Raw genomic sequence first — 26,724 nt, 5'->3', positions numbered from 1 at the left:
TCAACAACAAGACTTGGAGGCAACCATGGGATTACTCGTCGATGGGGTCTGGCACGATCAGTGGTATGACACCAAATCAACCAGCGGCCAATTCAAACGCGAAGCGGCTCAATTACGCAACTGGATCACCGCCGACGGCTCTGCCGGAGCGACCGGCGATGGCGGCTTTAAAGCCGAATCAGGCCGCTACCATCTTTATGTATCCTTGGCTTGTCCATGGGCTCATCGCACCCTGATCTTCCGAGCCATCAAAGGCCTAGCTCCTCACATCAGCGTGTCTGTGGTCAGTCCCGATATGTTGTCCGATGGCTGGACTTTTGACACCAGCAACCACAGCACTGGTGATAGCTTGTTTGCTGCGCAATACCTGCATCAGATATACACCCGTAACAATCCACAATACAGTGGTCGGGTGACGGTACCTGTACTTTGGGATAAGCAGCAAAATCGTATCGTCAGCAATGAATCATCGGAGATCATTCGGATGCTCAATAGTGCGTTTGATGACATCACCGGCGATCAGCAAGACTTCTACCCAGCAGCGCTTCGCGCCGAAATCGACAAGCTCAATGAATTTGTTTACGACAAGATTAACAACGGCGTCTACAAAGCAGGCTTTGCCACCTCACAACAAGCCTACGCCGATGCTTATCAGCAATTGTTTGCTGCCCTTGATGACATTGAGCAGCGCTTGGGTCAATCGCGCTTTTTAACTGGCGACACCATCACCGAAGCGGACTGGCGCTTGTTTACCACACTGATCCGATTCGATGCTGTTTATGTTGGCCACTTTAAATGCAACAAACAAACCATTGAGCAATACGATAATTTGTCTGGTTATTTGCGCGAGTTGTATCAGTATCCTGGCGTTGCCGAGACGGTCGATTTTTACCACATCAAACGCCATTACTACTTCAGCCATACCATGATTAATCCAACGCAAGTGATACCCGAAGGCCCGCAAGTCGACTACTTCAGTGAACACCGCCGTGCTCAGCAATTTAGAGAAGCGGAGTGAAATCTAGCAGTATCCATTCAAGTCGTGAAAAGAATGCTAACAAAGTGGTCGTTGAAGCGCGCATTTCGGCCAATGTAGACTCGAGTTTGAATTCAGTCATGAAAAATATAACTTTGATGAAACACATTGCCGTCGTCATGATCCTATCGCTGGTTGCGATAACCGCTTGTAGCAACACAGATTGGCGTACCGCCAGCCGCGAACCGGCCGGCATTGCGCCAGATCCTGTGATTGAAAAAAGCGCCGTCATTGAAGTCTATGCGGCCGATGCGTTTAGCTGGCGGGGCTGGTTTGCGGTGCATACTTGGGTGGCCACCAAAGGCATTGATGATGACGAATACACCGTTTACGAAGTGGTTGGCTGGCGCCTCAACCGTGGATTGCCTGCACTATATTCATATCAGACCGCGACTCCGGATCGTTATTGGTTTGGCGCCAAACCCAAAAAACTACTGTCGATCCGCGGTGACAAAGCCGCTCGCCTGATCCCGCAAATTGAGCAGTCGGTAGCGCGCTATCCTTGGCGTGATCAATACACCGTATTCCCAGGCCCCAATAGCAATACTTTCCCAGCTTGGCTTGCCATCCAAGTACCTGAATTAGAACTTGAATTACCATTCAGTGCGATTGGCAGTGGCTATGCCAGCGAAGATACAACAGCCACTGTACCCTATCAATAATTGGATCAACTGGATCTAATCGACCATAATTAGCGGGCTTTGGTATCGATTAGTTTAATGTTCTAGACGCTCTCCTTAATACCTTTGACGTATCGCTGTTTGTATTGTTCCAGCGCCTAATTAATTGGCAGTTCTACACCACAGCAAATAGCCGACAAATTAATATTCGTGACGCTTCAAAATGAACTTATTTGCTGTTCTCAGCATTGTTCTTTTGCATCACAAGGAGAACCACATGGAACAGAGTGATCTCATTTTTTATTACCACTTTTTGGTCATGGCCATCATTGCTGCCACGGCCATCGTCGCCCTCGGCGGTATTCTACAAATTGGTATATTTAAAGCGGTATCAGACTCTTACAAAAAGATATTAGTGGGTGCTTTATTAGTTGAATTGACTGCCGCTTTTATTGGCGTCTATCAAACACTGCCCAAGCTTGAGTTTAAAAAGGCCGAGAAATACGCCATGGAAATCAAATATTCTGATTTGATTACCGGCTATGTCGACCGTATTCAAGGTTATCAGCGCAGCTGCTTCGACTCCTTTCATGAACCCAACCGACTTGCCTCATTTTTCAGATGCGAGGGGTACGTAAACACTTACACCGTGTTATCTGATCTGACCCAACAAAATGGTTTTCAGGACGCAGTGACGGTTTGGCTGGACACCCTGAATGATGAAAAGCGCTCCTGCATCTCCAGTTACGATTCCATTCAAGCGGTATTCAGCGAATGTAAATCGGTACTCGGTCGCTACCATCGAAATAAATCTGCTTCCAATGGCATTGGTAAAGGTGAACTTTATGTATCAGTGGATAAAAATCATTATGAAGGGGTCGCCAGTTATTATTTTCCGAAAGAAACACGGCCAGTCATTTTGCAAATCAGCGGCAGAATGATTGACGACCAACATATTTCATTCCGCTTTGATCAAAGCGCATCGGCGATTGAATTTAATTCTCGCTATATCCCCCGAGATCCAGCCTCTTTTGAAGTGTGTTTAAAGCAAAACGAATCCGGTTTATATGAAGGAAAAATGATTATCGGCGAAGGTTTTCAATGTGGCGAATCTAACATCGATGAATATAAATCCATCGCCACCGTTTCGGTGCGAGAAATTCTCTAAATGACAGCAACCATTATTTGCTTTGAGCCCGCTAAAGAGAAATCGTTATTACTGGCTTATCAACAAGCTAAATACCAAGTGTTCTATCAGGAATATGGCTGGCACGCGCTCGCTGTTGACCAAGCCCAAGGTATCGCCTTACTGGATGACTATGATGGATTCAGCCGATTCTTTGCCGCCGTCATTGACGATAAGGTCGTCGGTTTTCTGCGCGGTACAGACACCGCAATCGCTTTTCCCCATGCTTCGTTATTCCAACGTCAGCAATCGCTACTGAACGGATGTCGCTCGGTTAGTCTCAACGCCCTATGTGTCCGAAAACCCTATCGAGGCCAACAATACGCCATTGGCCCTAAACCCCAAAAACTCGGCAGCGCCTTGCTGCACTATGCCAGCAATTACTACCGAGCTGAGCAATTTGATTGGCTGTTGTCGTCAACCAACCCTGATCTGGTTAACAAGGTATTTTTGCCTGCCGGTTTCATCGTCCTTGAGCAGGGCATCTCGCTGTCCGGTTCGCCAACCCAAATCAGTAACCTGTGCTTACCGCTGTCAGTCAAAGCCAAACAAGCAATCGCTACTCGGGGTTAGCCCAAAAAAAATTTAAGGATGGCCTTGAATTCCCGATTTGCTGCCCGATATCTATTTTAGCGGAGGCCTCTAAGAGGGTCCGCACCGCCGCCAAACGCTTGCGGCACAACTGATATCGCTGGGCGTAATGCCAGCACCCTTTTATTGCTTGATTGAGGATAAGCAACCATGACTAACATTGATTTTTCACCGCTATACCGTTCTTTCATTGGTTTTGACCACCTTGCATCGCTGATGGATGCGGCAGCTAAAAACGGTAAACAAACCTCTTTTCCTCCTTACAACATTGAATTACTCAGCGAGGACAACTACCGCATCTCGATGGCAGTTGCAGGGTTTGTCGAAGAAGAATTGGATATTGAATTTGCCAACAATCACTTAATCGTGACCGGTAAGAAAGCAGAGAAAGCGGAAGAAGCCAAATTCCTCTACCGCGGCATTGCTGAACGCAACTTCCAGCGCAAATTCCAACTCGGTGATCATGTCAAAGTCATTGGTGCCAACCTTGAACACGGCATGCTGAATATCGAGCTGCAGCGGGAGATCCCCGAAGCACTCAAACCAAGGAAAATTGCCATTGGCAACAGCGCCCTGTTGGAAAACACCAGCGCCAATTAATGCCAATTGCGCCCTTCTTCCCCCCGCTGGGCGCAACCATTCCTTGAATTCTCCCTTTTCTGATTTGGCGAGCGGTTAGCTCGCCCTTTTTGCTTTATTCCGCCGGTTTACCCCCCCAGAAAATCGTGATCTTGGTCACTGCGTTCAGATAACGGACTATAGCTCACAAATTTTTATACATATGATGTTTGCACACATTCTTTGTTGTAATATCCTGCTAAACGTTTGATAACAACTCAGACACCCACATTCGGTAAACTAGGCTCACTCTGTTGTCATACAGATCTGCCTTCACAATGAGAGAAGACAATGAAACGCCACCTTTTAGGAGCAGCACTCACTCCTTTAGTTTTGCTGGCAACTGCCTGCTCAGAACAAGATAGCCCCGCGACCAAAACCGTTGCCGTGAACGAACAAGCGGCAGCGCCAATTGCCGCAGTCGCGGTCAGTCCGCTCGAGCAGGAAGCTCGTGCCAAGATGGATAAGCTCGCAGGAATGATGGATGACGCACGCTCAAAAGGTATTGATGTTGCCCGTGAAGAAACCATCATGTGGTTTTCCGAGCAGTTTCTGAAGTTTGCCAATTGGGATGAAGCCAACCCCAAAGCTATTGAAATGGCCTTTGGCTATGAGCGCTATTATGCCGATGACAAAGAGCGTTTAGCTGCCGAATTACCCGATTTTGAGCGCACCAAAGTCATCGAGATCCTTGATAAAGGTATTGTTGAACTAGGCAAAGAATTGGCCGGTGAGATCAAACGTCGCCCAGTTAATAAGGTTGATTGGCAAAACACCAAAGCCGCTGACAACATGTTTATCAGCAACGGTAAGCCAATTTTCCCGTATGACTACTTCTCTAAAACAGTTGGCCAACCGCTGACCAATAAAGATATTTACAACGACCACTTGGGTGCCCTCTACCATGGCGGTGAGCACTTGTACGAAGTGGATCATGACCGCGCTATCAACTCCTTCCTGATCAAAGAAGACGGCACTTGGGATGAAGATTTACTCAAAAACTTAACTGATATTCCGGACACCAACATTGGTTTCTTGGTGTATTGGATCATGGGTATTCCAGAGTGGGTTGAGGCGCTAGAGCCAGAAGTGCGCAAAGGCCGCTCCTTGTTTACTGGCTTCGACGTCGATAACCCAACGGCTCGCGACCTGTGGAGCCGCATCATTCGTCACACCGGCGAACTGACCAAAGGCAAAAAAGTGACCGAACTTGGTTTTGTTCTGGCCAACGAACCGCACTGGTATTCAGAAAAAGGCCACTGGACCTATAACTTTAAGGAAATGAATGAAATTTCCTCATACACCTTGGCTAAATTCCAAACTTGGTTGGACAACAAATACCAAGGCGATCTGGCTACCTTGAATGCCAACTGGGGTACCTCGTTCGCCAGCTTCGATAAGGTTGAAGTTGAGATCCCAATGAACACCGCGTTGCAGGGCAAGCCAATTTGGTATGACTGGATGCGCTACAACATGGACCGTGGTACTGATTGGTTCACCTTCATGCAAAACGAGCTGCACGCAGTGAACCCAGATGCCGATACCCACATCAAAGTCATGCCGCGGATGTTTATGTATAACTCTCGCTCCGGCGGTATTGATGTTGAGGCATTGGCCGAGCTAACCACCATGGTTGGTCACGATGCTAAAGCCTTCGGCAGCGCGAACATCCGCCCAGGTAAGTCCAATGAGTGGCTGAAAAAGTACGCTTATAAGTGGGATGGCGTTGGCATGTTCCATGATTTCATGGAGTCGGTCGCACCAGAGAAAATCAACATCAACTCGGAATCTCACTTTCTATCATCAGGCCAATGGCGCGATCTCGATACTCGCACCAGCTATATCCGTAACGTTTACTGGTTAGCAACGCTACAAGGTATGGATGCCAACATGGGCTGGTTCTGGGCTCGCGATCCAGATGGCTCACCAGAAGATCGTTTAGAAGGTGAACTCGACTTCTTCGATCCAGGCTTAGGCGGGGCGTATGCTGGCTCTAACAACATGCAGCCACACGTCACTAATGAAGTGACTCAGGTGATGTATGACCTCAACAGCTTCTCAGAAGAAATTATTGCCCTGCGTGAACAACAACGACCACTGCGTTTGTTCTACTCAGAGACAACGGCAATCAACACCAAAGATTACATGACCAAAGGTTTTGAGTTTTACGAGCAGTTCTTCTTTGAAGGCTTTCCAATGGGCTTTGTCACTCAGAACATCATTGAGAAACAAGACAACAGCAAATGGGACACTGTGGTGGTTTACAACAACCCCTATGTTAAAGATAGCGAATTTGCTGCCCTGCAAAGCTTCTTGAATCAAGGCGGCACGGTGATTGTCGATTCAGAATACAGCTTGTCGATGAATGAGTACGGTCAGCCGCGCACCGACAAACTGGCAGCTAGCAAAGGTAAGTTGATTGTGATGCCAGAAGGTTCTGATATCGCCGCAATCAAAGATGTGGCAATGGCAGAAATTGCTGACAGCATGCCTGCGGTGACCATTGCCGAAGACAATGGCAAGCCGTTCAAAACCACACACTGGCGCTCGGTGAAGCAAGCCGATGGCAGCTACTTGGTCAACATCTTCAACCTTGGCCATGACACGGCGAAGTTGGACTTGTCTCTGATTGATGGCGACATTGCGTCGATGACCGATCTAATGACCAGCAACCCAGTGCAGACTTCGTTTGAACTGGAATCTGAGGGCGTCCTGTTATTGCAAGTCGTACCTAAGTAATCTCTCCCCCGTTGGTGGTGCCGGATTTCGTTTCGGTGCCACCATCACTTCATAAAAAACGTACCATTTCCACCGAATGATAAGCCGACTTGCCAATGCTGCCTTTTAGCTCCTTTGTCACTGGCTGATTATCCGCGTCAACAAAAAAGTATTCACCACCGAATTGTTGGTCCTGAAAGTGGGCCAAAAAGAACGCCAACAACAGATCTCGATTCGCCCGTTGTGCTGGCAGTAAGCTCAACGCGATAATTGCTTCGCAGTGCTGCCACCAGGCCTTCCTTGAATCCACAACCTCATTACTCAGTGGCTCGAAAGACCGAGCAAAACCACCAGCAATGCCATTTTGGCCGTAGATAGGCTTGGCTAGCGTTGCCGTAATAATCCGATCGCCTCGGCTTCGCAATTGCAGCTGTTGTGAGGCGCCGATGAATGGCCAATCAGATGCTCGGAGCAACAATGCCGCGAGCTGAAAATTGTGTCCGGGACTGACTGCACTGCAAACAGCCTCCTCGGTGCTTTCACACGGCTGCCACTGATCGTCAAACTCCACATTGACCCACTGCTGTTGCTGATTCCAGCCGATCTGAGCCAGCAGCTCAATGTGCTGTTGCAAAATCGCTTGGTAAGATGCTCGATTGGCTGCATCGGCCAGCCACAAATTGGCTAAATAGGCGGTCACCGGATACATCAAGGATTGCAGTGATTTAGAGCCTTTCTCAGGTCCGTCAATCAGCTCATAAGCGCCCCAAAAACCACCGTATTGCTGATCTTGAAAACGGCTGACGAGTGCTTCGTGTAAGCGATGAATGGTTTGCAGTAATTGTTGATCGCCAGTTTGCCGATACAACTCAACTAAGCCACACAAACCATAGGATTGCTGCCAGATATCTAGCCGCGTACTGTTGTCTTGCCCTGATTCACTCACCCATGACAAAAAATACTGGCCGTGACGATCCTCGCCAAGCATGTGTTGCAATTGGAACGACGCCGCCGCTTTGGCTTTAGCGAGATTGGCCGGATTATCTGCTGATTGATAGGCAAGGCCGTAAATCAACCGGCTTAATGCCACGGTATAGACTTTATCGGAAATGGGTTTACCTTGATTATCCAACTCGGAGAAGTAAGCAACCGCTTGCGGATGTTGTTGCCAGTTAACTGGGTGAGCAGTATGAAATGCTAACAGCTGATCAACGTGGGCCGATGCTTGCTGCTCCAACGGAGCCGATTGCACCGAGCCCGACCATAGCAACATGCTCACCAGCAATAGTGATTGCCAAACCATTTCCCTTTCCTTACGACCACGCCAAATTGCCTTAGCTTATCGGCCCTATGGACTCGGAAAAACAGCGAGTAACAAAAACACCATTCGGTATAGCGAATCAAGGGCTCCTGTTGCCATCACTAATGAGCCTGCTGCTTACTGAGAACCACCAACAAGATACCGCCAAGCACTACTGCTGAGGCGATCAGCAATCGCAGCGAAATCTGCTCATCGACAAATAACACCCCGCCGAGAGCTGCCAGCACCGGCACCAGTAATTGCAAGACTGCAGCTTGAGTCGCCGTTAACTGACTCAATGCTTGATACCAGATGGCGTATCCCAAGCCAGATGCCAAAGCTCCCGATGCAACCGCTAACCAGATCCCTGCATTAGACCATGCCGCCGCCGGCAAAGCGGCAATCGCCAGCAACATCACCAACGGCAGCGAACGGATGAAATTCCAAGCGGTATCGCTCAGCGGTTTCTCAGATTGCCGGCCGGTAAGGGTGTACAGGCCCCAAGCAATGCCGGCTGCCGCCATGAGCAAGAAGCCGGTCAATGATGGCAGCTCCAGATTCGGCCATAACAGATAGACAAATCCAGTAAACGCGCAAATCACGCCAATCCATTCTGCTGCGGTAAGCTTATTGCCATCGACCAGCGTCACTAAAATCATGGTGACTTGCACGGCACCGAATAAGATGAGTGCACCGCTGCCGGTATCTAACGTTAAATAGCCATAAGAAAATGCAGCCGCATAAACAAATAGATAGATCGCTGCTCGCCAGCTTCCCGCAGGGTGAAAACGTTCAGAGGAGCACTCTCTGCGACTTGCTCGCCAACTGAGCAACAAGGCCAACACGACGGCACCAGAGAACAGCCGGATAGCGGTAAAACTACTCGCATCGATAATGCCGGAGCCAAGCGCCAAGCGGCACAACACCGAATTCGCAGCAAAGGCGATCAGTGCAACCAGAGTCAAAAATAACAAACGCATTGGCGCTCCTTTGCGTTGCCAATTGGCACCTGCACAGGCTAGAGAAAGTTGCCGCGAGTGGCAATGCATTCGTTCGCGCCTAGTCCAATCTCGCGCCGTTTTCGTAATGAGTGGTTAAGTCACAACCATAGAGTGAATCAAGGTGAAGCAAGACATCCAGATCGTTTGGTTCAAGCGGGATTTGAGGCTGGCTGATAATCCGGTGCTACACACCGCACAACAGCACCAATTACCCACCCTGCTGGTTTATATTTTCGAACCGGAACTACTCGATGATCCCCATTACAGCAGCCGCCATTGGCGTTTTGTCTGGCAGTCTCTAATGGACTTAAACCGCCAGTTGCGCAAACTCGAGTCACGCATTCATTGCGCCTTGGGCGAAGTCACCGACATCTTTCACCAGCTCAGCCAACACTACAACATCAAACAAATTATCAGCCATCAAGAAGTCGGCTTAGATGTCACTTATCAGCGGGACAAAGCGGTTAAAACTTGGTGCAAACACCATGGCGTAACTTGGCTTGAACCAGCTAATGGCGCAGTGATCCGAGGAGCCTGTAACCGCAAACAATGGCAAAAAAACTGGTACCAACAAATGAAAGCGCCAACGCTGCCCACGCCGGTTGACCTGCAACTAATAAATACCACGGTGCTGTCATTGATGAGTCCACCAGCCAATTGGATTGTCGCCGATGAGCAACAACAACTCGGCGGGGAACAGCAAGCTTGGGCCACCATGGCAGACTTTCTTGCTAGTCGAGGACAAAAATATCACCTCGGAATATCGGCCCCAGCGATGGCACAACAAACATGCTCTAGGCTCTCGCCCTACCTTGCTTGGGGAAATATCTCAATACGACAAGTCTATCAGCGGGTATTGGCCGACTGGAATCGAAAAGGCTGGCGCAAAGCGTTATCGGCGCTGACATCGCGCTTGCACTGGCACTGCCACTTTATTCAAAAATTCGAATCAGAATCGGCGATTGAGCATCGCCACTTTAATCGCGCGTATCTCACCTACCCCTATCGCTCTTTGCAAGACGACGCCACCCAATCTTTGCTAGATGCTTGGCAACAAGGCCAAACTGGCTATCCATTGGTGGATGCTAGCATGCGCTGCTTGCACGCTACCGGTTATGTCAATTTTCGCATGCGTGCCATGTTAGTGAGCTTCTTGTGTCACCACCTGAATATTGATTGGCGACTCGGCGTGACTCACTTGGCGAGACTGTTTCTCGACTTCGAGCCAGGCATTCACTATCCGCAATTTCAAATGCAAGCGGGCGTCACAGGTATTCACACCATTCGAATTTACAACCCCACTCGACAGGCGAGCGAGAAAGATCCGCGCGGTGATTTTATTTATCAATGGTTACCTGAATTGCGCGAGGTGCCGGTGCCTCTGTTGTTTGAGCCATGGACATTATCGGCCATGGAACAACAGCTGTACGGTATTGAATTGGGGAGAGATTATCCGTTACCTGTGGTCGATCTGCAGCAAACCGGCAAGGTAGCCCGGCAACGCCTGTGGTCTTGGCGCAACCGGGTTGATGTCAAACAGGAGGCTGAGCGTATTATCAGCCGACACGTTGTTCCTAAATGACGGTACCGAAATAAAGGTCCGACTATTGACTGACAGCAGGCAACACCTGCTTGCTGAACCAAGTGTTAATCAGCTCTTTGTCGTAAGCGAGTCGGTCATGGTCAAAGCGCATTGAACCGCGGCCGTTGAGGAAATTGCGGTTTCTTAACTGCTCCGAGCCATCCAATACCACTTTGCCGTCAGCATCTAATACCGCGAACTTGAAACTAATTGCCGGCGCAAAGCCTTGGTCAAAGACACGAACACCTAACACGCCAGCCTGAGTCTTGGCGCTGGCATCACCCGCTAAATCTAAGTCGACAACTAACAGCTGTAAGATATAACCTTGCGGCAGCTTTTCCGCATTCTCTGCGATGTTATCGCCTAGGCTCTTAAATACTCGCTGGCGAAACGACGGCGGAGTTTCATCATAGTTTTCTCGAATATCAACGTACTCATGCCAATCCTGCCACTGCAGCTGCATTTTATCGGTCACTTGCGTCACCACGTTTTGCTGATCGCTGGCCAGTGCTGAGCCCGAGCAAAAAGCGCCAGCAACAAGAATGAGTACGCCAAGTTTAGATTTCATATTGTCAAAAACTGTCATGGATAGAGCCCTCTTCGTTTCGATTTAAAAATTTGATTGGTTATGAAGATGAGTTAATGATAGTTGACAAAATCTGATCGAAATATATTCGTTGTTGGTATGAACTGTTCTGAATAATGAGACAAACAGGAGAGTCCGTTTAGCTATTCAGGGAAAATCATCAACCACCGCATAAATGCGGTGGTTGAATTGCTTATGATGCGCAGAGGTTCCACACTAATCCAGCGTGAACTGGTCGATATTCGGACCGCTTTCTCCCATGGTTCGGAATTCGATGTTGTTGGCACCTTTCACTAAAGTGAACTTAACCTTAGTCGCGCCCCACTTGCTATCCCAGCTACCGGTCGACTCAAACTCCACGGTATTGGCCAACTCGTTGTTGATGTAAATCGCCAGTGGTCGTTTCGATTTTGGATCATTGTGGGTATAACGGATCTCGGCAGTATAGACGCCTTCATCGCCATCGTTTTCGTGGTACCAGTACAGCTTTCCTTCTTGGTTATTGAAGGTTGAATAACCGCCACCATGAACACCATGGGCATTGGTAACCGCTTCGCCACCAGTAAATTCAGCCGCTTCACCTTGAATCGAAATGCCGCGACCAATCCACATATTGGCGGAGTTTTCATCGCCCCAGAACAGGCCTGCGCCATCACCAAAGTTCTGCTGCATGGTCAATACCACCTTGCCTTCAACCACAACTCGGGCATAAACGGTATCGCCATTTTTCACCGTAAATGGCTTGCTGTAGCGTTGCATCTTGGTGCTGTAAGCATCATTGATGGCGTAGAACACATCGACTTTTTGTTTTTGATACAGCGCACGGTCGGTCAACGGCACTACTTGCACATCAATGCTAGCCTGATCGGAGAGCCGTAGCGCTTCGTCGCCAACAATCGCTCCGACAAAGGCATACTCTGCCGCTTGCGGGTATTTCACCTCGACAAAGGCGCGAGTTTTGCCCATGAACAACGGGCGGTAGCCTGCATGAACACGATTGGCGTGTTCGACTGGCGAACCGTTTTCTAGGGCTTTGACTTTAACGCCATCGGTGAAGTGGTAATAGACGTTATGACTCGCATATGGGTAGAACTCGTTACTCTGATCAACCGCTTCAGAGGTGATTACCTTAGCGCGATCAAAGCCCGCTTCCGCTTCAAAGGTTTCGACCTGATGCTTCAGCGCTACCGGCGCACCGGCGGTATTTAGCGTTTGCTCCAGAACCTTTTCACCGTTCTTGTAGCCAATCGCAGTGAGGGTGCCCGGTTGCCATGGCACTAACCATTCGCACTGCATTTCTTCGGCTTTCAGGCCAGGTTTATCACGACCCAGAGATTTGCCATTGAGGAACAGTTCAACTTCATCCAAGTTGGAGTAAACCCACACTGGAATTTCGGTACCTTTTGCCATGGTTGGGTGAGTCCAGCTTGGCAAAATGTGTAACGAAGGCTCCGTCAACCATTGACTACGGTAGAAGTGGAACAAGTCCTTCTTAAAGCCTGCTAAGTCTAGTGCGCCGCCCATAAAGGCAATAAATGGCCAGCCACCGTGGGCCAAGCCCGCTTCACCATGGTAGTCAAAACCAGTCCAGCGGAAGTGGCCGGAGTGATGCGGCAAGTCACGGGCCATTTCCCAGTTTTTGCGGGCACTAATACGCACTGTGGCATTGTCATAAGATGAGTTGAGGTGTTGCTTTTGATTCAGCCAATCTTTTGGATCTTGCCACTCATAGAAGAAGATTTCGTTGTCGGTCAGGCTAGGCAGTTCAAAGGTGTCCTTGCGCGGACCATCACGCCACCAAGTTTGCGTGCGGTAGTAACCACGAGTCTGCCAAGTATGCGGCGCCTCAGTAGAGATAAATGGTCGGTCGAAACGGCGCTCAAAGAAGCTGACATTTTCAGAACCGCCATTGATGCCAATGACATCCATGCCTTCTTTGTTGGTTGAACCTGAAGTGACCAAGCGGGTTGGATCAAACTCCTTCACGGCTTTCACCAACTCAGGCGCAATGTCGCCATGGGTTTCATTACCCACACTGTAAATAATAATGGATGGGTGATTGCGGTTTCGAGTAACCCATTCTTCTAAATCGGTTTTCCACCATTCATCAAAGTGATAAGCACCGTAATCATGACGTGCTTTTTGGGTCCAGCCATCAAACACTTCATCCATCACCATCAAACCTAACTCATCACACAGATCGTAAAACATCGGTGGATAAGGGTTATGACCAACACGGATGGCATTGACGCCCATGTCTTTGAGCAATTGCAATTTCCAGCGCAATAGTGGCTTGGTCCAAGCGCCGCCCACAGGGCCGCCCTCGTAATGCTCTGCGACCCCTTGGATCTTGACATTGTTGCCATTAATCCAAAAACCAGTGTCGGTTTTCCAGGCAATTTCTCGAACACCAAAGTTACTGTTATCGGCGTCGATAACCTTGCCTTTGTGAAGCAGTTCAACGCTCAAGTTGTACAAGTAGGCGTCATGCGGATTCCAGCGAGTGGGATTGAGCAGCTCAACGTTGAATCCGTATTTACCATCTTGGTTAAGCTGGGCTAGCGTTGAACGGCCTGCGGCAACCTCGGCACCTTGCTGATCGGTCACCTTGTAGCGCACATCATATTGCTCAGCTTGCTTGACCGCTTGGCTCAGCTCAAACGAGGTTTGCACTTGAGTTTTGGCGCCAACTACTGGGGTATGAATAAATAGCGAATTTTGTTTGATATGGACAGGGTCGACCACAACCAGTTTCACCGGCGCATAAATACCACCCGGGTGATACCAGCGAGCTGACGGTTGCAAGGCGTTATCGACACGCAAGCTAATGACGTTGTTGTCACTATTTAAGTGCTTGGTGATGTCGTATTGAAAGCCAATATAACCATAGGGCCGCTTTCCTAAATATTGGCCGTTTAACCACACCTCACTGTTCATGTAGACGCCGTCAAACACCAAGAAAACTTGTTTGCCTTGCCACTTGTTATCAAAAGCAAAATGCTTGCGATACCAAGCTAAACCGCCGCCGTGATAGCCGCCAAACTGCTTTTGGGCGCCGTTTTCACTGACACCTTCTTCATAAATGTAGTCATGGGGTACATCCAGTACCGTCCAGCCGCTGTCGTTGTGCTGTTTAGTTTGATAGGCGGCATCATCGCCCAACTTAAACTTCCAGTCGTGATTGAAATTGATTTGTTGCCTCACATCACTGGCGGGTGATGCTTGGGCTTCGGTGGTAACCCATAAACAGGCCATGAATACCATTAGCAAAGCGGCTAATGGATAGAACAATCGAGTTGTTTGCGCTGACTTCATTTTGTGTGTCTTTTTGTTGCGGTGCGTTAAATCTGGCCCCAAAGCGAGGAGGCCTACGGCTTTTATTATTAATATACAAGGCAAAAAAAGATTGTAAATGACATTAAATGACCATTATTTCGACTTATTGCACAATAATGACTTTATTTTCACCAATCAAAACCGAGCCGCGTATCGTTTCTCAGCAGGGCAAATCGATTGTGATTTGCCGTCCCCCGCAAAAAAATGCCGGTAGGGGTATCAATTCCGCAGCTTGCCACCTTTTCTTACTAACAAGATTAAAATCACGACCTCAGGAGTAGACGTGGGAATTTTCACAAAGGGTTGTTCGAGTAGCAGTAAAACCATGGTTGCAGCGCTTGCGCTGGCCCTCGTCAGTGGCTTAGCAGCGGCTGAACCCACCCTAAAAGTTGATGAATCATTTGAAGGTGGCGGCTGGAACGCGCAAAGCCCGAGAGGCTTTACCCCAGGCTTAATTGAAAGCCTTGAGAAACAGTTCATGTTCAACCAACTGCAAGGCAACCACGCTTTTGCGCTGGAAGATAAAGTCGTTCGCGATGGTCAGTATGCAGCGAAACTGGTATGGAAACATGACAACCCAGCAGCATTCAATGGCGATAAAAACAAGCTGGATAACGTTGATCGCAAAGCCATGTTCCACGGCTATAAAACCAAAAAAGTCATGGGCGCAGAAGCTTGGTTTGGTTTCAGCTTCTACTTTCCAAGCGATGGCACGGCAGACGAGTTAAACAACTGGCTGTTCTTCCAAATCCACGGCAGTGCCGACAAACGGCTGAAAGAAAAATCGCGCAACCCGCCGTTTAGCTTGACGCTCACTCCTGAGGGTATGCGCGGCAACTGGAAGTGGGATCCGGACCAACTTAGCACCACCCGCAAAGGCAAAGGCACCGAACATTTCGTTATTCCGGGTGCCAAGAGCGACTACCTCGACCGCTGGGTTGATTTTGTTCTACACGTCAAAGTGGACTATACCGAAGCGAAAACCGGCTTTCTGGAATTATGGATAGACGGCAACAAAGTGTTAGATCAGCACAACATTCAGTTTGGCTACAACGACGATAAAGGCATCTACCCGTCTTGGGGCATGTACTTTAATGGCAATCTCGACGTCATGAAAAATGACCACTACTTGTACCTTGATGCCATCAAAATGAGCGATCACCCCAAGGCAACCTACCAAACGGTTGCTCCTCAAGGTAAGCCGCCAATGTAACTAAGCAAGATGTTGCCGGTGTTCCCCAAAAGCCCGGCAACAACTTCGTTGATTTTCCCGTAACGCCAAAGCTGTCAGAGTAAGATTGAACAAGGCCCCTCATGCAAAATTACCTCAAACGACTCACCTTGCTTGCTACTATGCTGCTGATCCAGTCATGCAGTCTATTCTCCGCTGGGGAATCGGCCACTGGCGCCACGCCAGCGCCACAAGCACTGACCATCAACCAAGGGTTCGTTAATCCAATCGGGTTCTACGATGCGGCGCCAAACTTCTCTTGGCAACTACCGACATCAACCACCGTCAAAGCCCAAAGCAAGTATCAAATCGTCGTCGCGAGCAAACCGTCACTACTGCCCTTACAGGCTGATTTGTGGGACAGCAACATCGTGAGTAGCTCCCAAACTACCTTTGTCACTTATCAAGGACAGCCGCTCAACTCGCGACAGCAGGTTTATTGGCAGGTTCGCTACTGGGATCAGCAAGGCAAGGCCTCCGATTGGAGTGAAATTGGCCAATTTGAATTGGGCTTGCTCAGCAATCAGGACTGGCAGGCCAAGTGGATTGAAATTGACAGCCAACAGCCAATTGAACTCAATCGCTATAAAACACCGATTCATATTCCCCAGTATTTACGGACGGAATTTTCAAGCGCGAAAGAGATTGCACAAGCCCGTTTGTATATCACCGCCAAGGGCGTGTTTGAGGCTTACATTAATGGCAAACGAGTCGGTGATGACGTTCTGACACCGGGTTACACGCCATACAAAAAACGAATTGAAACCCTGACATACGATGTCACCGATACCCTCGAAACGGGACAAAATGCGATCGGCATTAGTCTGGCCGAAGGCTGGTATGCCGGTCGCTTTGGCCCTAAACGCCATTGGCATAAAAAGCTCGAACTGACGCCCAAAGTGCTGGCTCAGCTGGAAATTGAATATACCGATGGTAGCCAGCAAATCGTGCTGAGCGACGAACAATGGCAAGCCAGCCAAAATGGTCCTATTCGCACCTCGGGTTTGTACGATGGCGAGCGCTATGACGCCAACTACGAGTTAACTGACAGCAGCGGCGCTTGGCATCAAGCCGGCTACCAAGCCACTGATTGGTTACCAGTGAAAACCTCGCCACTGGATGCCGATATATTGCTGCAACCCAAACGCCACTTCACCTCCAAAAACAAACAGCAGCTGCCGGCGATTTCGGTCCATCAGGTTGCCGGTAAAACCGTGTTTGATCTGGGCCAGAACATGGTTGGCGTGCCGCTTATTAAAGTACCCATGCGCAAAGGCGAGACATTAAATTTGCGCTTTGCTGAGGGGATTAATCCTGATGGCTCGCTTTATACCAAGAACTTAGGTAGCGCCAAGCAGCTTGATTTCTACACCGCCAAACAAGATGGCATCATTGAATGGCAGCCTACCTTTACCTTCCATGGTTTTCGTTATGTTGAACTCAGTGGTTTCGATGCCAGCCAAACGCCGGATACGTCTTGGGTTACCGGCATGGTGCAATACACCGACTTTGAGCTAACCGGCACATTCAACACATCAAACCAGCAATTAAACCAATTGCAGTCCAACATTGAATGGGGCCTTAAAGGTAACTTTTTAGATATCCCAACCGACTGCCCACAACGCTCCGAGCGCTTGGGCTGGACTGGCGATGCCCTCGCCTTTGCCAATACTTCACTCTACATCGCCGACAGTCATGCGTTCTGGGCGGCCTGGTTGCAATCACTTCGGGAAGAACAATTCGACAATCATGGCGTCCCAGTGGTGGTCCCCAATGAAGTGGGTGAAATCGTCCAAGCTGGTTGGTCTGATGCGGCAGTGACCATTCCGTGGGATGTTTATTGGCGCACCGGCGACCGACAAATTCTGGCGGAAAACTACGACATGATGCGCCGCTGGATTGTGTATCACCAAAGTCAGCTGAAAGACGGCATTAGCCAAATGTGGACCGTCGGTGATTGGCTGCAACCATACTCCAAGCGCAAAGATAGTCGTCGTGGCGAAACCGATCACAACCTGATCTCAACGGCCTTTTATGCCCGCTCTCTTGATTTACTGGCGCGCAGCGCCAAGGTGCTCGGTAAAGAGCAAGATTGGCAAAAATACCAACAACTCTTTCTCGAAGCGAAACAAACATTTCAGCAGCACTTTTTCAGCCCGCAAGGCCGCCTCAAAGTGGGGGAGCAAACCCAAACAGCCTACTTGCTGGCTATCGGCTTTGATTTGCTGGACGAGGCTACCACCACCAAAGCAGTTCCTCATTTGTTAGCCCAGTTCGATGCTGCTGGCGGTCACCTGCGCACCGGCTTTTTAGGGACACCGCTTATCGCGCCTGTGCTAGATAAAGTCGACCGAGTCGACCTGGCTTATGAACTGGTCTTTAAGCAAAGCTACCCGTCTTGGTTGTACTCGGTATCGCAAGGTGCCACCACCATGTGGGAGCGCTGGGATGGTTACACCCACGATAACGGTTATGCCAAAAAAGCCGGTTCGCTGAATCACTACGCCTATGGCGCCATTGGCCAATGGTTGTATGACCGCATGGTCGGCATTAGCCCGTTAACCGCAGGCTATCAGTCGATCCGCATTGCTCCGCAAATCACCGAACACCTCGACTTTGCTGAGGGCTCTTATCAATCGAAACACGGCCTGATTGGTTCCAAATGGCAGCGCAACGACACCGGTTTAATCATGGAAATTGTCATTCCGCCCAATACCAGTGCCGTGGTTGAGATCCCCAAACTGATGTTGGCTCAGCTAGCCGACTCAGCGCAGCGCAAGCAAATTTCACTCGGCGAGCAGATTGAAGTCAATGGACTCTCATTAGCCGATGCGCTCAAACGTGATGATATGTCGCTGCTCAACACCACCGCCGCAACGACCTCGATTCAAGTTGGGCCGGGCCAATACCGGATTCAAGTGAAGTGATAAGTAGCGCAACGAAAAAAGGGAAACTAAACATAGTTTCCCTTTTTGTCAGATCAGCAGGATAAACCAAGCATTATTGCTTTTTGCCAACAAAGTCCGCTCGATATGGGTTGAAGGTGTCGAGCAACATACTGTCTTGCTCCAGCGCAACAACACCATGTGGCGAGCCTTTCAGTGCGAGGAAAGCATCGCCTTGTTTGATGATGGTTTTCACACCGTTGAGGTCAATTTCAAATGACCCCTTCAAGCAGATTGCCAGTTGATCATGAATGTCATGGGTATGAACGGCGCCGACGGCACCTTTATCAAACTTGACTTGAACCCCCATAATGCCTTCAGTGTAAGGCAGAATTTTGCGGGTGATGCCATCGCCAACCGATTCCCACTCGTTTTTGCTATCGAAAAAGAATGCGCTAACAGGCTTGGCCGCCTTTCCAGTCGCTTTTTGCTCTACGCCTGAGCCAACAAAGCTAGCCCGATGCGGATTAAAGGTATCAAAGATTTGGCTATCTTCTTCTAATGCCACGACACCGTGCGGCACGCCTTTCCCGGCTAAGAACGAATCGCCTTGCTTGACCACGTGCTTGACGCCACCCACATCAACTTCAAATGATCCTTTGATGATCGTCGCCAATTGATCGTGAACATCATGAGTATGTACCTCGCCAACAGCGCCTTTTTCAAAGCTCACCACAACGCCCATCAGACCATCGCTATAAGGCAAAATCTTACGTTTAATGCCTGAGCCAACATCTTCCCATTCGACATTATCAGCAATAAAGTAAGCCGAACTGCTAGCAAAAGCCTGTTGTTGGCCGGCTGCGGCAGAACCCGAGGAATAGCCTTTCGCCGCCAAATTGCCATGCCCATGGGCAACACCAACCACCATCGAAGCTGAGAGAATAGCCGCTAGATAGGTACGTTTGTTCATCATGTTTCCTACATTAATTAGTGTCAGAGCTGCAATCGCCAACCAAGGGTGCGACCTTGTGACGCCATCAGCGCGATTTCAAAAATGGGCCCAGCTCAACAGCCAAATGTTGCAATGTGCCAAGAGAATGAGCCAAAAATTGGTATGACCCATTATTGTTTCACATGACTCCACCATGCAACATTATGACTACATTTTACTTAATTTGATTTATTTAATGAGATCCCCATCAATACCACTGGCCTCAAAATCAAACCTGCAACCCTCTTAAACCCGCAAATTAAACAGGGGATTTACTAACTAAACGAGTAGCGAAAAAGGTTATCGTCGACACATCCTCACCAACAAGACATCAATCAGAACTAGTCAAAAATAACAACTTCAACACAGCGCGTTAAAGCGGGCGATTGGAGTGGTCTAAACTAGGGAGCAAGGTGACTATGCCGCACTGATGAACTATGGCGTTTTGCCCGATGCGCTTGATCGCACATAACCCGCTCAATCATTACCGAGGTTGTTTTGATGTATTGCTGGCCAACTCGGCTGTTATGGACAATGTTATTGACTGCCTGTGTGGCCTCGTCGAGCGTAGCGAGAACCATCACCATCCGCGCTGACGAATGGTATCCGCTGAATGGGCAGCCTAATGCGCAACACCCAGGCGTCATGATCGAGTTGGCAAAAGCCGTTTTCGAGCCCAATGGCTACGCGGTGGATTACGATTTACTCCCCTGGAAGCGGGCAGTTTCTGCGGTTGAGGCTGGCGAGTTCGACTGTGTTGTTGGCGCTTACCCCGAAGATGTACCGGGATTCTTATTGCCAAATCACCATTGGGGGTCGGTCGGCACAGGCCTTTATGGCCTGTCTAATCGCACCACCACAATCAATCAATTAGACCAACTGTTGCAGTATCAGGTGGGTGTGATTAAAGGCTACGCCTACAGTGACGATGCGCTTAACCAGATGATTGCAACGCACCCATCAACATTCGTCGCGGTCCACGGCAGCACGCCGTTGGAATCCAATATCCACAAACTGCTTCATCAGCGCATCAATATCATCATTGAGAGCCCGCCAGTGATGAAAAACAAACTGGCAAAGCTAGGGCTTGAACAGCAAATCTCGCTCATCCGGGAAGTCGGCACCGCAAAACCCGTCTATTTAGCTTGTTCACCGAACATCGCTGACATGCCTGATATTATTGAGCTTGTCGATCAACAAACCATGCACCTCAAGCGAACGGGTGATTACCAGAACATACTTAGGAAATATGGTTTCTCGGTCGGTGATTAGTTGTTTTGGTTATTGGAAGGCGCATTCAACGGCATGTGAAAGTTCTTGGAAATGCTGACTTCAATTTGTCTGAGCTGACCGCATGCAGCGCTATTTGCGAGTAAATCTTGCGACAGGAGCTGTTGCAAGTTTCTTATCACAAAAGGGGTTACAGAAAGGTCTTCGGCATTCTCAATCAAAAACAAAATAGCTTCTTTGTGGTTTAAGCTCATGACTGTTTCTTCATCGAACTTACCATCAGCAGCTAGGTCTTGGTTGAAACGCCTAGCTCCCCCCTTAGTTTCAACGCCATATCTTCTGAGATGTATCGTGTTTGATTAGGGACATAGTTTTCAACTAAGGACAACCAACAACCACTAAGGACACTATTAAGGACATCTTGTATGGTTAACCAGAAAGCGTTAAAAATTCAGTGTCAGCCTCGAAGGGCTAAACGTCTTAGATGCCATCTGGCGTGCAAAGCCAGAAAGTGCCCGCTATCGCAGGCACCAATCACTGGGTTCGGGTTCATTAATCAACTCCTTAACAGCCTTACCTAAATCAGCCTTTTGATTAGGTTTCAGCTTCTTGACCGCTTTTTTAAACGTCGGCGTTTGTAGGACTTGTTGGATTTTACTCTCCAAAACTGTAGGCCTCTAACTCACCCACTTCTTTCTCTGCTTTCGCAATCAAAGCATCCTGAACAAACTGATATGAAAGATTAGGATTGTCTTCCATCATGCGACCAATTTTCGCCCAATGCTCGATCTGCTTTGCAGCCGAACGGGATTGAGCCTGTCCAATCACTTTTGCTTTTCCAACCAAACCATCATCTAGCCGTATGATCGCTGTTGCCATAAATCACCTCACGCTACTTTTCAGCAAGATTGTAGCGAATTGCTGCAAATGTGTAGTAAGCAAACGCTGAGGCAAGCCAGCTACATTAGTGGAAACAGATACATGTAGGATGTATCGCGCTCAAAGCGTCTTCATTAAATCGTTAACCAACTTAATTAATGAGCCCCAATCAGACCTAAGCTCGCCATGACGAGCTTAGGTTTGGCTAGATCAAAAAAGCGAGTGCCACTTTCGCAGCACTCGCTTTTTATCTTTCATGGGCTAGACTAACAAAGCCCGAAAACAATTATAACCAACTGATTTTTAATCACATATAATCAGAAATCGGCGCACATGAGCAAACTAAATTGCGGTCACCATGGACGTCATCAATGCGGTTTACCGTAGGCCAGAACTTGTTGTTGGCAACTTCTGGTAGTGGGAATACCGCAGTCTCTCGGCTGTAACTGTGAGTCCATTCGCCCATCACGTTTTGCTGGGTGTGCGGGGCGTGAACCAGTGGGTTGTCTTCCAGTGACCAGTCGCCAGCTTCCACTTTGTGGATCTCATTGCGAATAGCGATCATGGCATCAGCAAAGCGATCCAACTCAGGCTTGGCTTCTGATTCCGTTGGTTCAACCATCAGAGTGCCTGCTACTGGGAAGCTCATGGTAGGCGCATGGAAGCCATAGTCCATCAAACGCTTGGCGATATCCATTTCGGTGATGCCAGAGGCTTCTTTTAGCGGGCGAATATCCAAAATACATTCGTGGGCGACACGACCATTGCGACCGGTGTAAAGCACTGGGAAGTGGTCTTTCAAACGGTTTGCTAAATAGTTGGCATTCAAAATGGCAATTTCAGTGGCTTGTTTGAGGCCAGTGCTGCCCATCATGGCGATGTAAGCCCAGCTGATAGGCAAGATGCTGGCAGAACCGTAAGGTGCAGCAGAAACCGCGCCATTGTCTTTGTGCTCACCATCCATTTTGATGACCGCGTGACCAGCGACAAACGGCGCTAAGTGCTGCTTAACACCAATTGGTCCCATGCCTGGGCCGCCGCCGCCGTGTGGAATACAGAAGGTTTTGTGCAAGTTTAGGTGCGACACGTCAGCGCCAATAAAGCCCGGCGAGGTTAACCCAACTTGCGCATTCATGTTGGCTCCGTCGAGGTAAACCTGACCACCATTGGCATGAACAATATCGCACACTTCACGAATGGTTTCTTCGTAAACGCCGTGAGTCGATGGGTAGGTCACCATCAAACAGCTTAACTGCTCGGCCATGGATTCGGCTTTTTCACGCAGATCGACCAAATCGATGTTACCGTCGCCATCGCAGGCAACCACGACCACTTTCATGCTGGCCATTTGCGCTGATGCTGGGTTGGTACCGTGCGCGGATTGCGGGATCAAGCAGATGTTGCGGTGACCATCGCCGCGGCTTTCGTGATACTTGCGGATCGCCAGCAAGCCAGCGTACTCGCCTTGCGCACCTGAATTAGGCTGCATCAGCAAAGCGTCGTAGCCGGTGATGTTAATCAACCAGTCGCTCAGCTCGGCCATCATGGCATCGTAGCCTTTAGCTTGTTCGCGCGGACAGAATGGGTGGAGCTGACCAAATTCCGGCCAAGTCACCGGGATCATCTCGGCGGTGGCGTTGAGCTTCATGGTGCATGAGCCCAGCGAGATCATCGAGTGGTTCAATGCCAAGTCTTTGTTTTCCAGACGCTTGATGTAGCGCAGCATCTCGGTTTCTGAGTGATAGCGGTTAAACACCGGCAAAGTCAGTACATCATCCTGACGCTGCAATGCTGCTGGGATGGCAGGCGCGCCATCAATCACTTGGCTATCGAGCACCTGAACCGATTTGTCATGATCGTCGCCCAGCAAGATGTCGAACAATTCGGCCACATCTGCGGCAGTCGTGGTTTCATCCAAGGTGATTCCAACATGACCTGCAATATCAAGGCGGAGGTTAATCTTTTTCGCTGTTGCTGCTTCGATGACTGCATCTTGATCGTCAACCGCCACCAGCAAGGTATCAAACCAAGTGCTATTGGCCAGCTTTAGACCACCTTGGGTTAAGCCTAGGGCCAAAATCGACGTTAATCGGTGGACGCGATTGGCAATGGTTTTGAGCCCTTCTGGGCCGTGATAAATGGCGTAAAACGCCGCCATATTGGCCAGCAACACCTGCGCGGTACAAATGTTTGAATTGGCTTTTTCACGGCGGATGTGTTGTTCGCGGGTTTGCATTGCCATGCGCAATGCCACGTTGCCAGAAGCATCTTTGGATACCCCGATGATGCGGCCCGGCAGAGAGCGCTTGTAAGCATCACGCGTGGCAAAGAAGGCCGCGTGAGGGCCACCATAGCCCATTGGCACGCCGAAACGCTGAGCAGAGCCAAGCACCACATCGGCGCCCAATTCGCCCGGTGATTTCAGCAGCATCAGCGCCAGAATATCAGCGGCAACTGCAACAATGCCTTTTTGCGCTTGCACCGCAGCGATAACGTCGGTCAGATCATTGACCGCACCGGTCGTACCTGGATATTGCAGCAAGGCACCAAACACATTGTGCTCGCCAGCTTGTTGCCAAGGACCAACCTCAATATCGAAACCAAAGGCTTCGGCACGGGTTTTCACCACGTCGATGGTTTGTGGGTGAACATCGTCGGCAATAAAGAAGGTATTACATTTTTTGTTTTTCGAAACGCGCTTGGCCAACGCCATGGCTTCGGCTGCAGCCGTTGATTCGTCGAGCAAGGATGCCGAGGCCAAATCAAGGCCAGTCAGATCCATGGTCATTTGCTGAAAGTTCAGCAGCATTTCCAAACGGCCTTGGGCAATTTCCGGTTGATAAGGCGTGTAAGCCGTGTACCAACCTGGGTTTTCCAGCACGTTGCGAAGAATGACATTTGGCGTGTGAGTATTGGTGTAACCCATACCGATGTGCGAGCGGAAAATTTGGTTCTGGCTCGCCATGGTTTTGAGGTAGTTCAGCGCTTCAACTTCGGTTTTTGGCTCGCCGATTTGCAGCGACGCAGGCAATCGAATGTCATTAGGCACCGTTTGATGAATTAATTCATCAACAGATTCAGCACCCAACTGTTGCAGCATGGCTTGCTGCTCATCTGCACCGGGGCCAATATGGCGGCGAATAAAATCTTGTTTCTGCTCTAGTGCAGAAAGTGAAGCGTTGGTCATGTAACTACCCGTTTAAAGAACCTGGGGCTTTGCCCCGTCAACAGCACTTGAATCGCCAGCTAGCACTAAATGCATACTCACGATTCAACAAAAAAATGCAAAAACCCCAACCAAACGGTTGGGGCTAAATGACTTTCAAAGAGTGTGGCGATTATTCTTCGTCAATCACTTCCTGATAGCCTTCGGCGTCGAGCAGATCGTCAAGCTCGGCGACATCAGATGGCATAATGCGGAACAACCAGCCGTCACCAAATGCATCTGAGTTCACCAACTCAGGTGAGTCTTCTAGATCTTCGTTGATAGCAACGATTTCACCGGTCAGTGGTGAGTACACGTCAGACGCTGCTTTTACTGATTCAGCTACTGCAACATCGTCGCTGGCATTCACTTCTTCACCGACTTCCGGCAATTCAACAAATACCATATCTCCGAGCAGTTCTTGGGCGTGTTCGGTAATACCAACGGTATAGCTACCGTCTTCTTCCTTGCGAACCCACTCGTGGGAGGACGTATATTTCAGCTCAGCTGGAATGCTACTCATGGTTGTTTTCCTTACTTAGCAATTGATGCTATGACAGCAATAATTAATCTGTGATTAGTCGATAACGGCTTTGCCGTTGCGGACAAAAACTGGCTTAACCCGTTTTACTGTAACCCACTTTTTGCGCATTTCCACTTGCACGGTGTCACCGGCATCTGCAGGTACCCGAGCCAATGCAATGGCATGCCCTAAAGTTGGCGAAAAGGTGCCGCTGGTGATCACACCGCAAGGTTCCTCACCTTCGGCTAAACGTACGTTTTGACCGGCGCGAAGGACGCCTTTTTCGGTCATGACCAAGCCAACTAACTTGTCGGTGCCTTCGATGCGTTGCTGCTCTAGGGCGGCTCGGCCAACAAAAGCGCGTTCAGTGTCATCCCAGCCAATGGTCCAGCCCATATTGGCTGCCAATGGCGAGATGGTTTCGTCCATATCCTGACCGTATAGATTCATCCCCGCCTCTAGGCGAAGGGTATCGCGAGCACCTAAACCCGCTGGTTTCACTTCAGCCTTGAGCAGTGCTTGCCATAGTTCGCCAGCTTTAGCGCTGGGTACCATAATCTCGTAACCGGCTTCACCGGTGTAACCCGTGGTGGCGATAAACAGCTCACCGGCGTGAACGCCGAAAAATGGCTTCATGCCAGCGACCGCTTGTTGTTGCTCGGGGCTCAATACCAATTGTGCTTTGGCAATGGCATTTGGGCCTTGCACCGCGATCATCGCCAGATCAGCTTGTTCGATTAGCTCAACGTCAAATGGTTCAGCGATTTGCTCCATCCAGTTGAGATCTTTTTCGCGAGTCGCCGAGTTCACCACTACCCGATAGTCATCGTCGGCAAAGAAGTAGACGATCAAGTCATCAATCACGCCGCCTTGCTCATTGAGCATACCGGAATACAGTGCTTTACCAGCGACCTTTAATTTGGCGACATCATTGGCCAATAGGGTTTGCAGGTAGGCTTTGGCTTGTGGGCCTTTGACATCGACGATGGTCATGTGCGAGACATCAAACATGCCGGCGTCATTGCGCACTTGATGGTGTTCATCGATTTGCGACTCGTAGCGAATAGGCATTTCCCAGCCGAAGAAGTCGACCATTTTGGCATTGCCATCGATGTGTTGCTGATACAGAGCAGTTTGTTGCGGCATGATGTTACTCGTCTGTAAATTTGGTCAAAAATTATATGAACGGCTAGTGTGGCAAGC

The 26,724-nt window shown here is 49.3% G+C and carries 21 protein-coding genes; 10 read left to right on the top strand and 11 right to left on the bottom strand.

What is annotated here, in order from left to right:
- Nucleotides 1-25 precede the first annotated feature (25 nt).
- The 6 genes from IC617_RS05015 to IC617_RS04990 all read left to right on the top strand — a co-directional run bounded on the left by IC617_RS05015 (nucleotide 26) and on the right by IC617_RS04990 (nucleotide 6,790).
- Nucleotides 26-1,018, top strand: coding sequence for a glutathione S-transferase family protein (locus IC617_RS05015; protein WP_191143889.1), 993 nt, complete (start codon nucleotides 26-28; stop codon nucleotides 1,016-1,018).
- A gap of 116 nt (nucleotides 1,019-1,134) precedes the next feature.
- Nucleotides 1,135-1,698, top strand: a complete 564-nt coding sequence (locus IC617_RS05010) for a DUF3750 domain-containing protein (RefSeq protein ID WP_191143997.1) — start codon at nucleotides 1,135-1,137, stop codon at nucleotides 1,696-1,698.
- Between the two features lie 181 nt (nucleotides 1,699-1,879).
- Complete coding sequence (locus IC617_RS05005) at nucleotides 1,880-2,824, top strand: hypothetical protein (protein WP_191143888.1); 945 nt, start codon at nucleotides 1,880-1,882, stop codon at nucleotides 2,822-2,824.
- Nucleotides 2,825-3,415: a GNAT family N-acetyltransferase gene (locus tag IC617_RS05000; protein WP_191143887.1), complete on the top strand. Its 591-nt coding sequence runs from the start codon at nucleotides 2,825-2,827 to the stop codon at nucleotides 3,413-3,415.
- Between the two features lie 168 nt (nucleotides 3,416-3,583).
- Nucleotides 3,584-4,033: an Hsp20 family protein gene (locus IC617_RS04995; protein WP_191143886.1), complete on the top strand. Its 450-nt coding sequence runs from the start codon at nucleotides 3,584-3,586 to the stop codon at nucleotides 4,031-4,033.
- A 309-nt stretch (nucleotides 4,034-4,342) separates the two neighbouring features.
- The gene (locus IC617_RS04990) at nucleotides 4,343-6,790 is read left to right on the top strand and encodes a glycoside hydrolase family 42 (RefSeq protein ID WP_191143885.1); all 2,448 of its coding nucleotides are present in this window, start codon (nucleotides 4,343-4,345) and stop codon (nucleotides 6,788-6,790) included.
- A gap of 49 nt (nucleotides 6,791-6,839) precedes the next feature.
- On the opposite strand, the gene IC617_RS04985 is transcribed toward IC617_RS04990, so the two are convergent.
- Together IC617_RS04985 and IC617_RS04980 are read right to left on the bottom strand one after the other, a co-directional pair.
- Nucleotides 6,840-8,072 (bottom strand): AGE family epimerase/isomerase, encoded by a 1,233-nt coding sequence (locus IC617_RS04985; protein WP_191143884.1) that lies wholly within the window; start codon nucleotides 8,070-8,072, stop codon nucleotides 6,840-6,842.
- 119 nt (nucleotides 8,073-8,191) lie between these two features.
- Nucleotides 8,192-9,049 carry a DMT family transporter gene (locus IC617_RS04980; protein ID WP_191143883.1) on the bottom strand — a complete coding sequence of 286 codons (858 nt, stop codon included), beginning with the start codon at nucleotides 9,047-9,049 and terminating at the stop codon, nucleotides 8,192-8,194.
- A gap of 142 nt (nucleotides 9,050-9,191) precedes the next feature.
- Between IC617_RS04980 and IC617_RS04975 the strand changes: the two genes are divergently transcribed.
- Entirely contained in the window at nucleotides 9,192-10,652 is a 1,461-nt protein-coding gene (locus IC617_RS04975; protein ID WP_191143882.1) for an FAD-binding domain-containing protein, read from the top strand.
- 22 nt (nucleotides 10,653-10,674) lie between these two features.
- On the opposite strand, the gene IC617_RS04970 is transcribed toward IC617_RS04975, so the two are convergent.
- Together IC617_RS04970 and IC617_RS04965 are read right to left on the bottom strand one after the other, a co-directional pair.
- Entirely contained in the window at nucleotides 10,675-11,220 is a 546-nt protein-coding gene (locus IC617_RS04970) for a DUF3016 domain-containing protein (protein WP_191143881.1), read from the bottom strand.
- A 234-nt stretch (nucleotides 11,221-11,454) separates the two neighbouring features.
- Nucleotides 11,455-14,553, bottom strand: coding sequence for a glycoside hydrolase family 2 TIM barrel-domain containing protein (locus IC617_RS04965; RefSeq protein ID WP_191143880.1), 3,099 nt, complete (start codon nucleotides 14,551-14,553; stop codon nucleotides 11,455-11,457).
- A 304-nt stretch (nucleotides 14,554-14,857) separates the two neighbouring features.
- Here IC617_RS04965 and IC617_RS04960 point away from each other — a divergent pair, with 304 nt between their 5' ends.
- Complete coding sequence (locus tag IC617_RS04960) at nucleotides 14,858-15,787, top strand: heparin lyase I family protein (protein WP_369410363.1); 930 nt, start codon at nucleotides 14,858-14,860, stop codon at nucleotides 15,785-15,787.
- Between the two features lie 101 nt (nucleotides 15,788-15,888).
- The gene (locus IC617_RS04955; protein ID WP_191143879.1) at nucleotides 15,889-18,732 is read left to right on the top strand and encodes an alpha-L-rhamnosidase; all 2,844 of its coding nucleotides are present in this window, start codon (nucleotides 15,889-15,891) and stop codon (nucleotides 18,730-18,732) included.
- A gap of 73 nt (nucleotides 18,733-18,805) precedes the next feature.
- Here IC617_RS04955 and IC617_RS18775 read toward each other — a convergent pair whose 3' ends face one another.
- On the bottom strand, nucleotides 18,806-19,663 hold the full coding sequence (locus IC617_RS18775) for a cupin domain-containing protein (RefSeq protein WP_224745805.1): 858 nt from the start codon (nucleotides 19,661-19,663) through the stop codon (nucleotides 18,806-18,808).
- Between the two features lie 561 nt (nucleotides 19,664-20,224).
- Here IC617_RS18775 and IC617_RS04940 point away from each other — a divergent pair.
- Entirely contained in the window at nucleotides 20,225-20,956 is a 732-nt protein-coding gene (locus IC617_RS04940) for a substrate-binding periplasmic protein (protein ID WP_191143878.1), read from the top strand.
- On the opposite strand, the gene IC617_RS04935 is transcribed toward IC617_RS04940, so the two are convergent.
- From IC617_RS04935 to gcvT, 6 genes are all read right to left on the bottom strand, one after another.
- The gene (locus tag IC617_RS04935; protein WP_191143877.1) at nucleotides 20,953-21,168 is read right to left on the bottom strand and encodes a hypothetical protein; all 216 of its coding nucleotides are present in this window, start codon (nucleotides 21,166-21,168) and stop codon (nucleotides 20,953-20,955) included. The two genes, IC617_RS04940 and IC617_RS04935, sit on opposite strands and share 4 nt — an antisense overlap.
- 264 nt (nucleotides 21,169-21,432) lie before the next feature.
- Entirely contained in the window at nucleotides 21,433-21,579 is a 147-nt protein-coding gene (locus IC617_RS04930) for a type II toxin-antitoxin system RelE/ParE family toxin (RefSeq protein WP_191143876.1), read from the bottom strand.
- Nucleotides 21,569-21,793, bottom strand: coding sequence for a ParD-like family protein (locus IC617_RS04925; RefSeq protein ID WP_191143875.1), 225 nt, complete (start codon nucleotides 21,791-21,793; stop codon nucleotides 21,569-21,571). The genes IC617_RS04930 and IC617_RS04925 overlap by 11 nt, the downstream gene beginning before the upstream one ends.
- Nucleotides 21,794-22,100: 307 nt before the next feature.
- Nucleotides 22,101-24,980: an aminomethyl-transferring glycine dehydrogenase gene (gcvP, locus tag IC617_RS04920; RefSeq protein ID WP_191143874.1), complete on the bottom strand. Its 2,880-nt coding sequence runs from the start codon at nucleotides 24,978-24,980 to the stop codon at nucleotides 22,101-22,103.
- Nucleotides 24,981-25,131: 151 nt separating this feature from the next.
- Nucleotides 25,132-25,521, bottom strand: a complete 390-nt coding sequence (gcvH, locus tag IC617_RS04915; RefSeq protein WP_191143873.1) for a glycine cleavage system protein GcvH — start codon at nucleotides 25,519-25,521, stop codon at nucleotides 25,132-25,134.
- Between the two features lie 54 nt (nucleotides 25,522-25,575).
- Complete coding sequence (gcvT, locus tag IC617_RS04910; RefSeq protein WP_191143872.1) at nucleotides 25,576-26,667, bottom strand: glycine cleavage system aminomethyltransferase GcvT; 1,092 nt, start codon at nucleotides 26,665-26,667, stop codon at nucleotides 25,576-25,578.
- Nucleotides 26,668-26,724: the final 57 nt, after the last annotated feature.

It is taken from the genome of Neiella litorisoli (genome assembly GCF_014773395.1).
Classification (GTDB): Bacteria; Pseudomonadota; Gammaproteobacteria; order Enterobacterales; family Neiellaceae; genus Neiella; species Neiella litorisoli.
The sequence above is the reverse complement of the archived record's forward strand: the minus strand, read 5'-3'. Positions and strand labels throughout refer to the sequence as shown.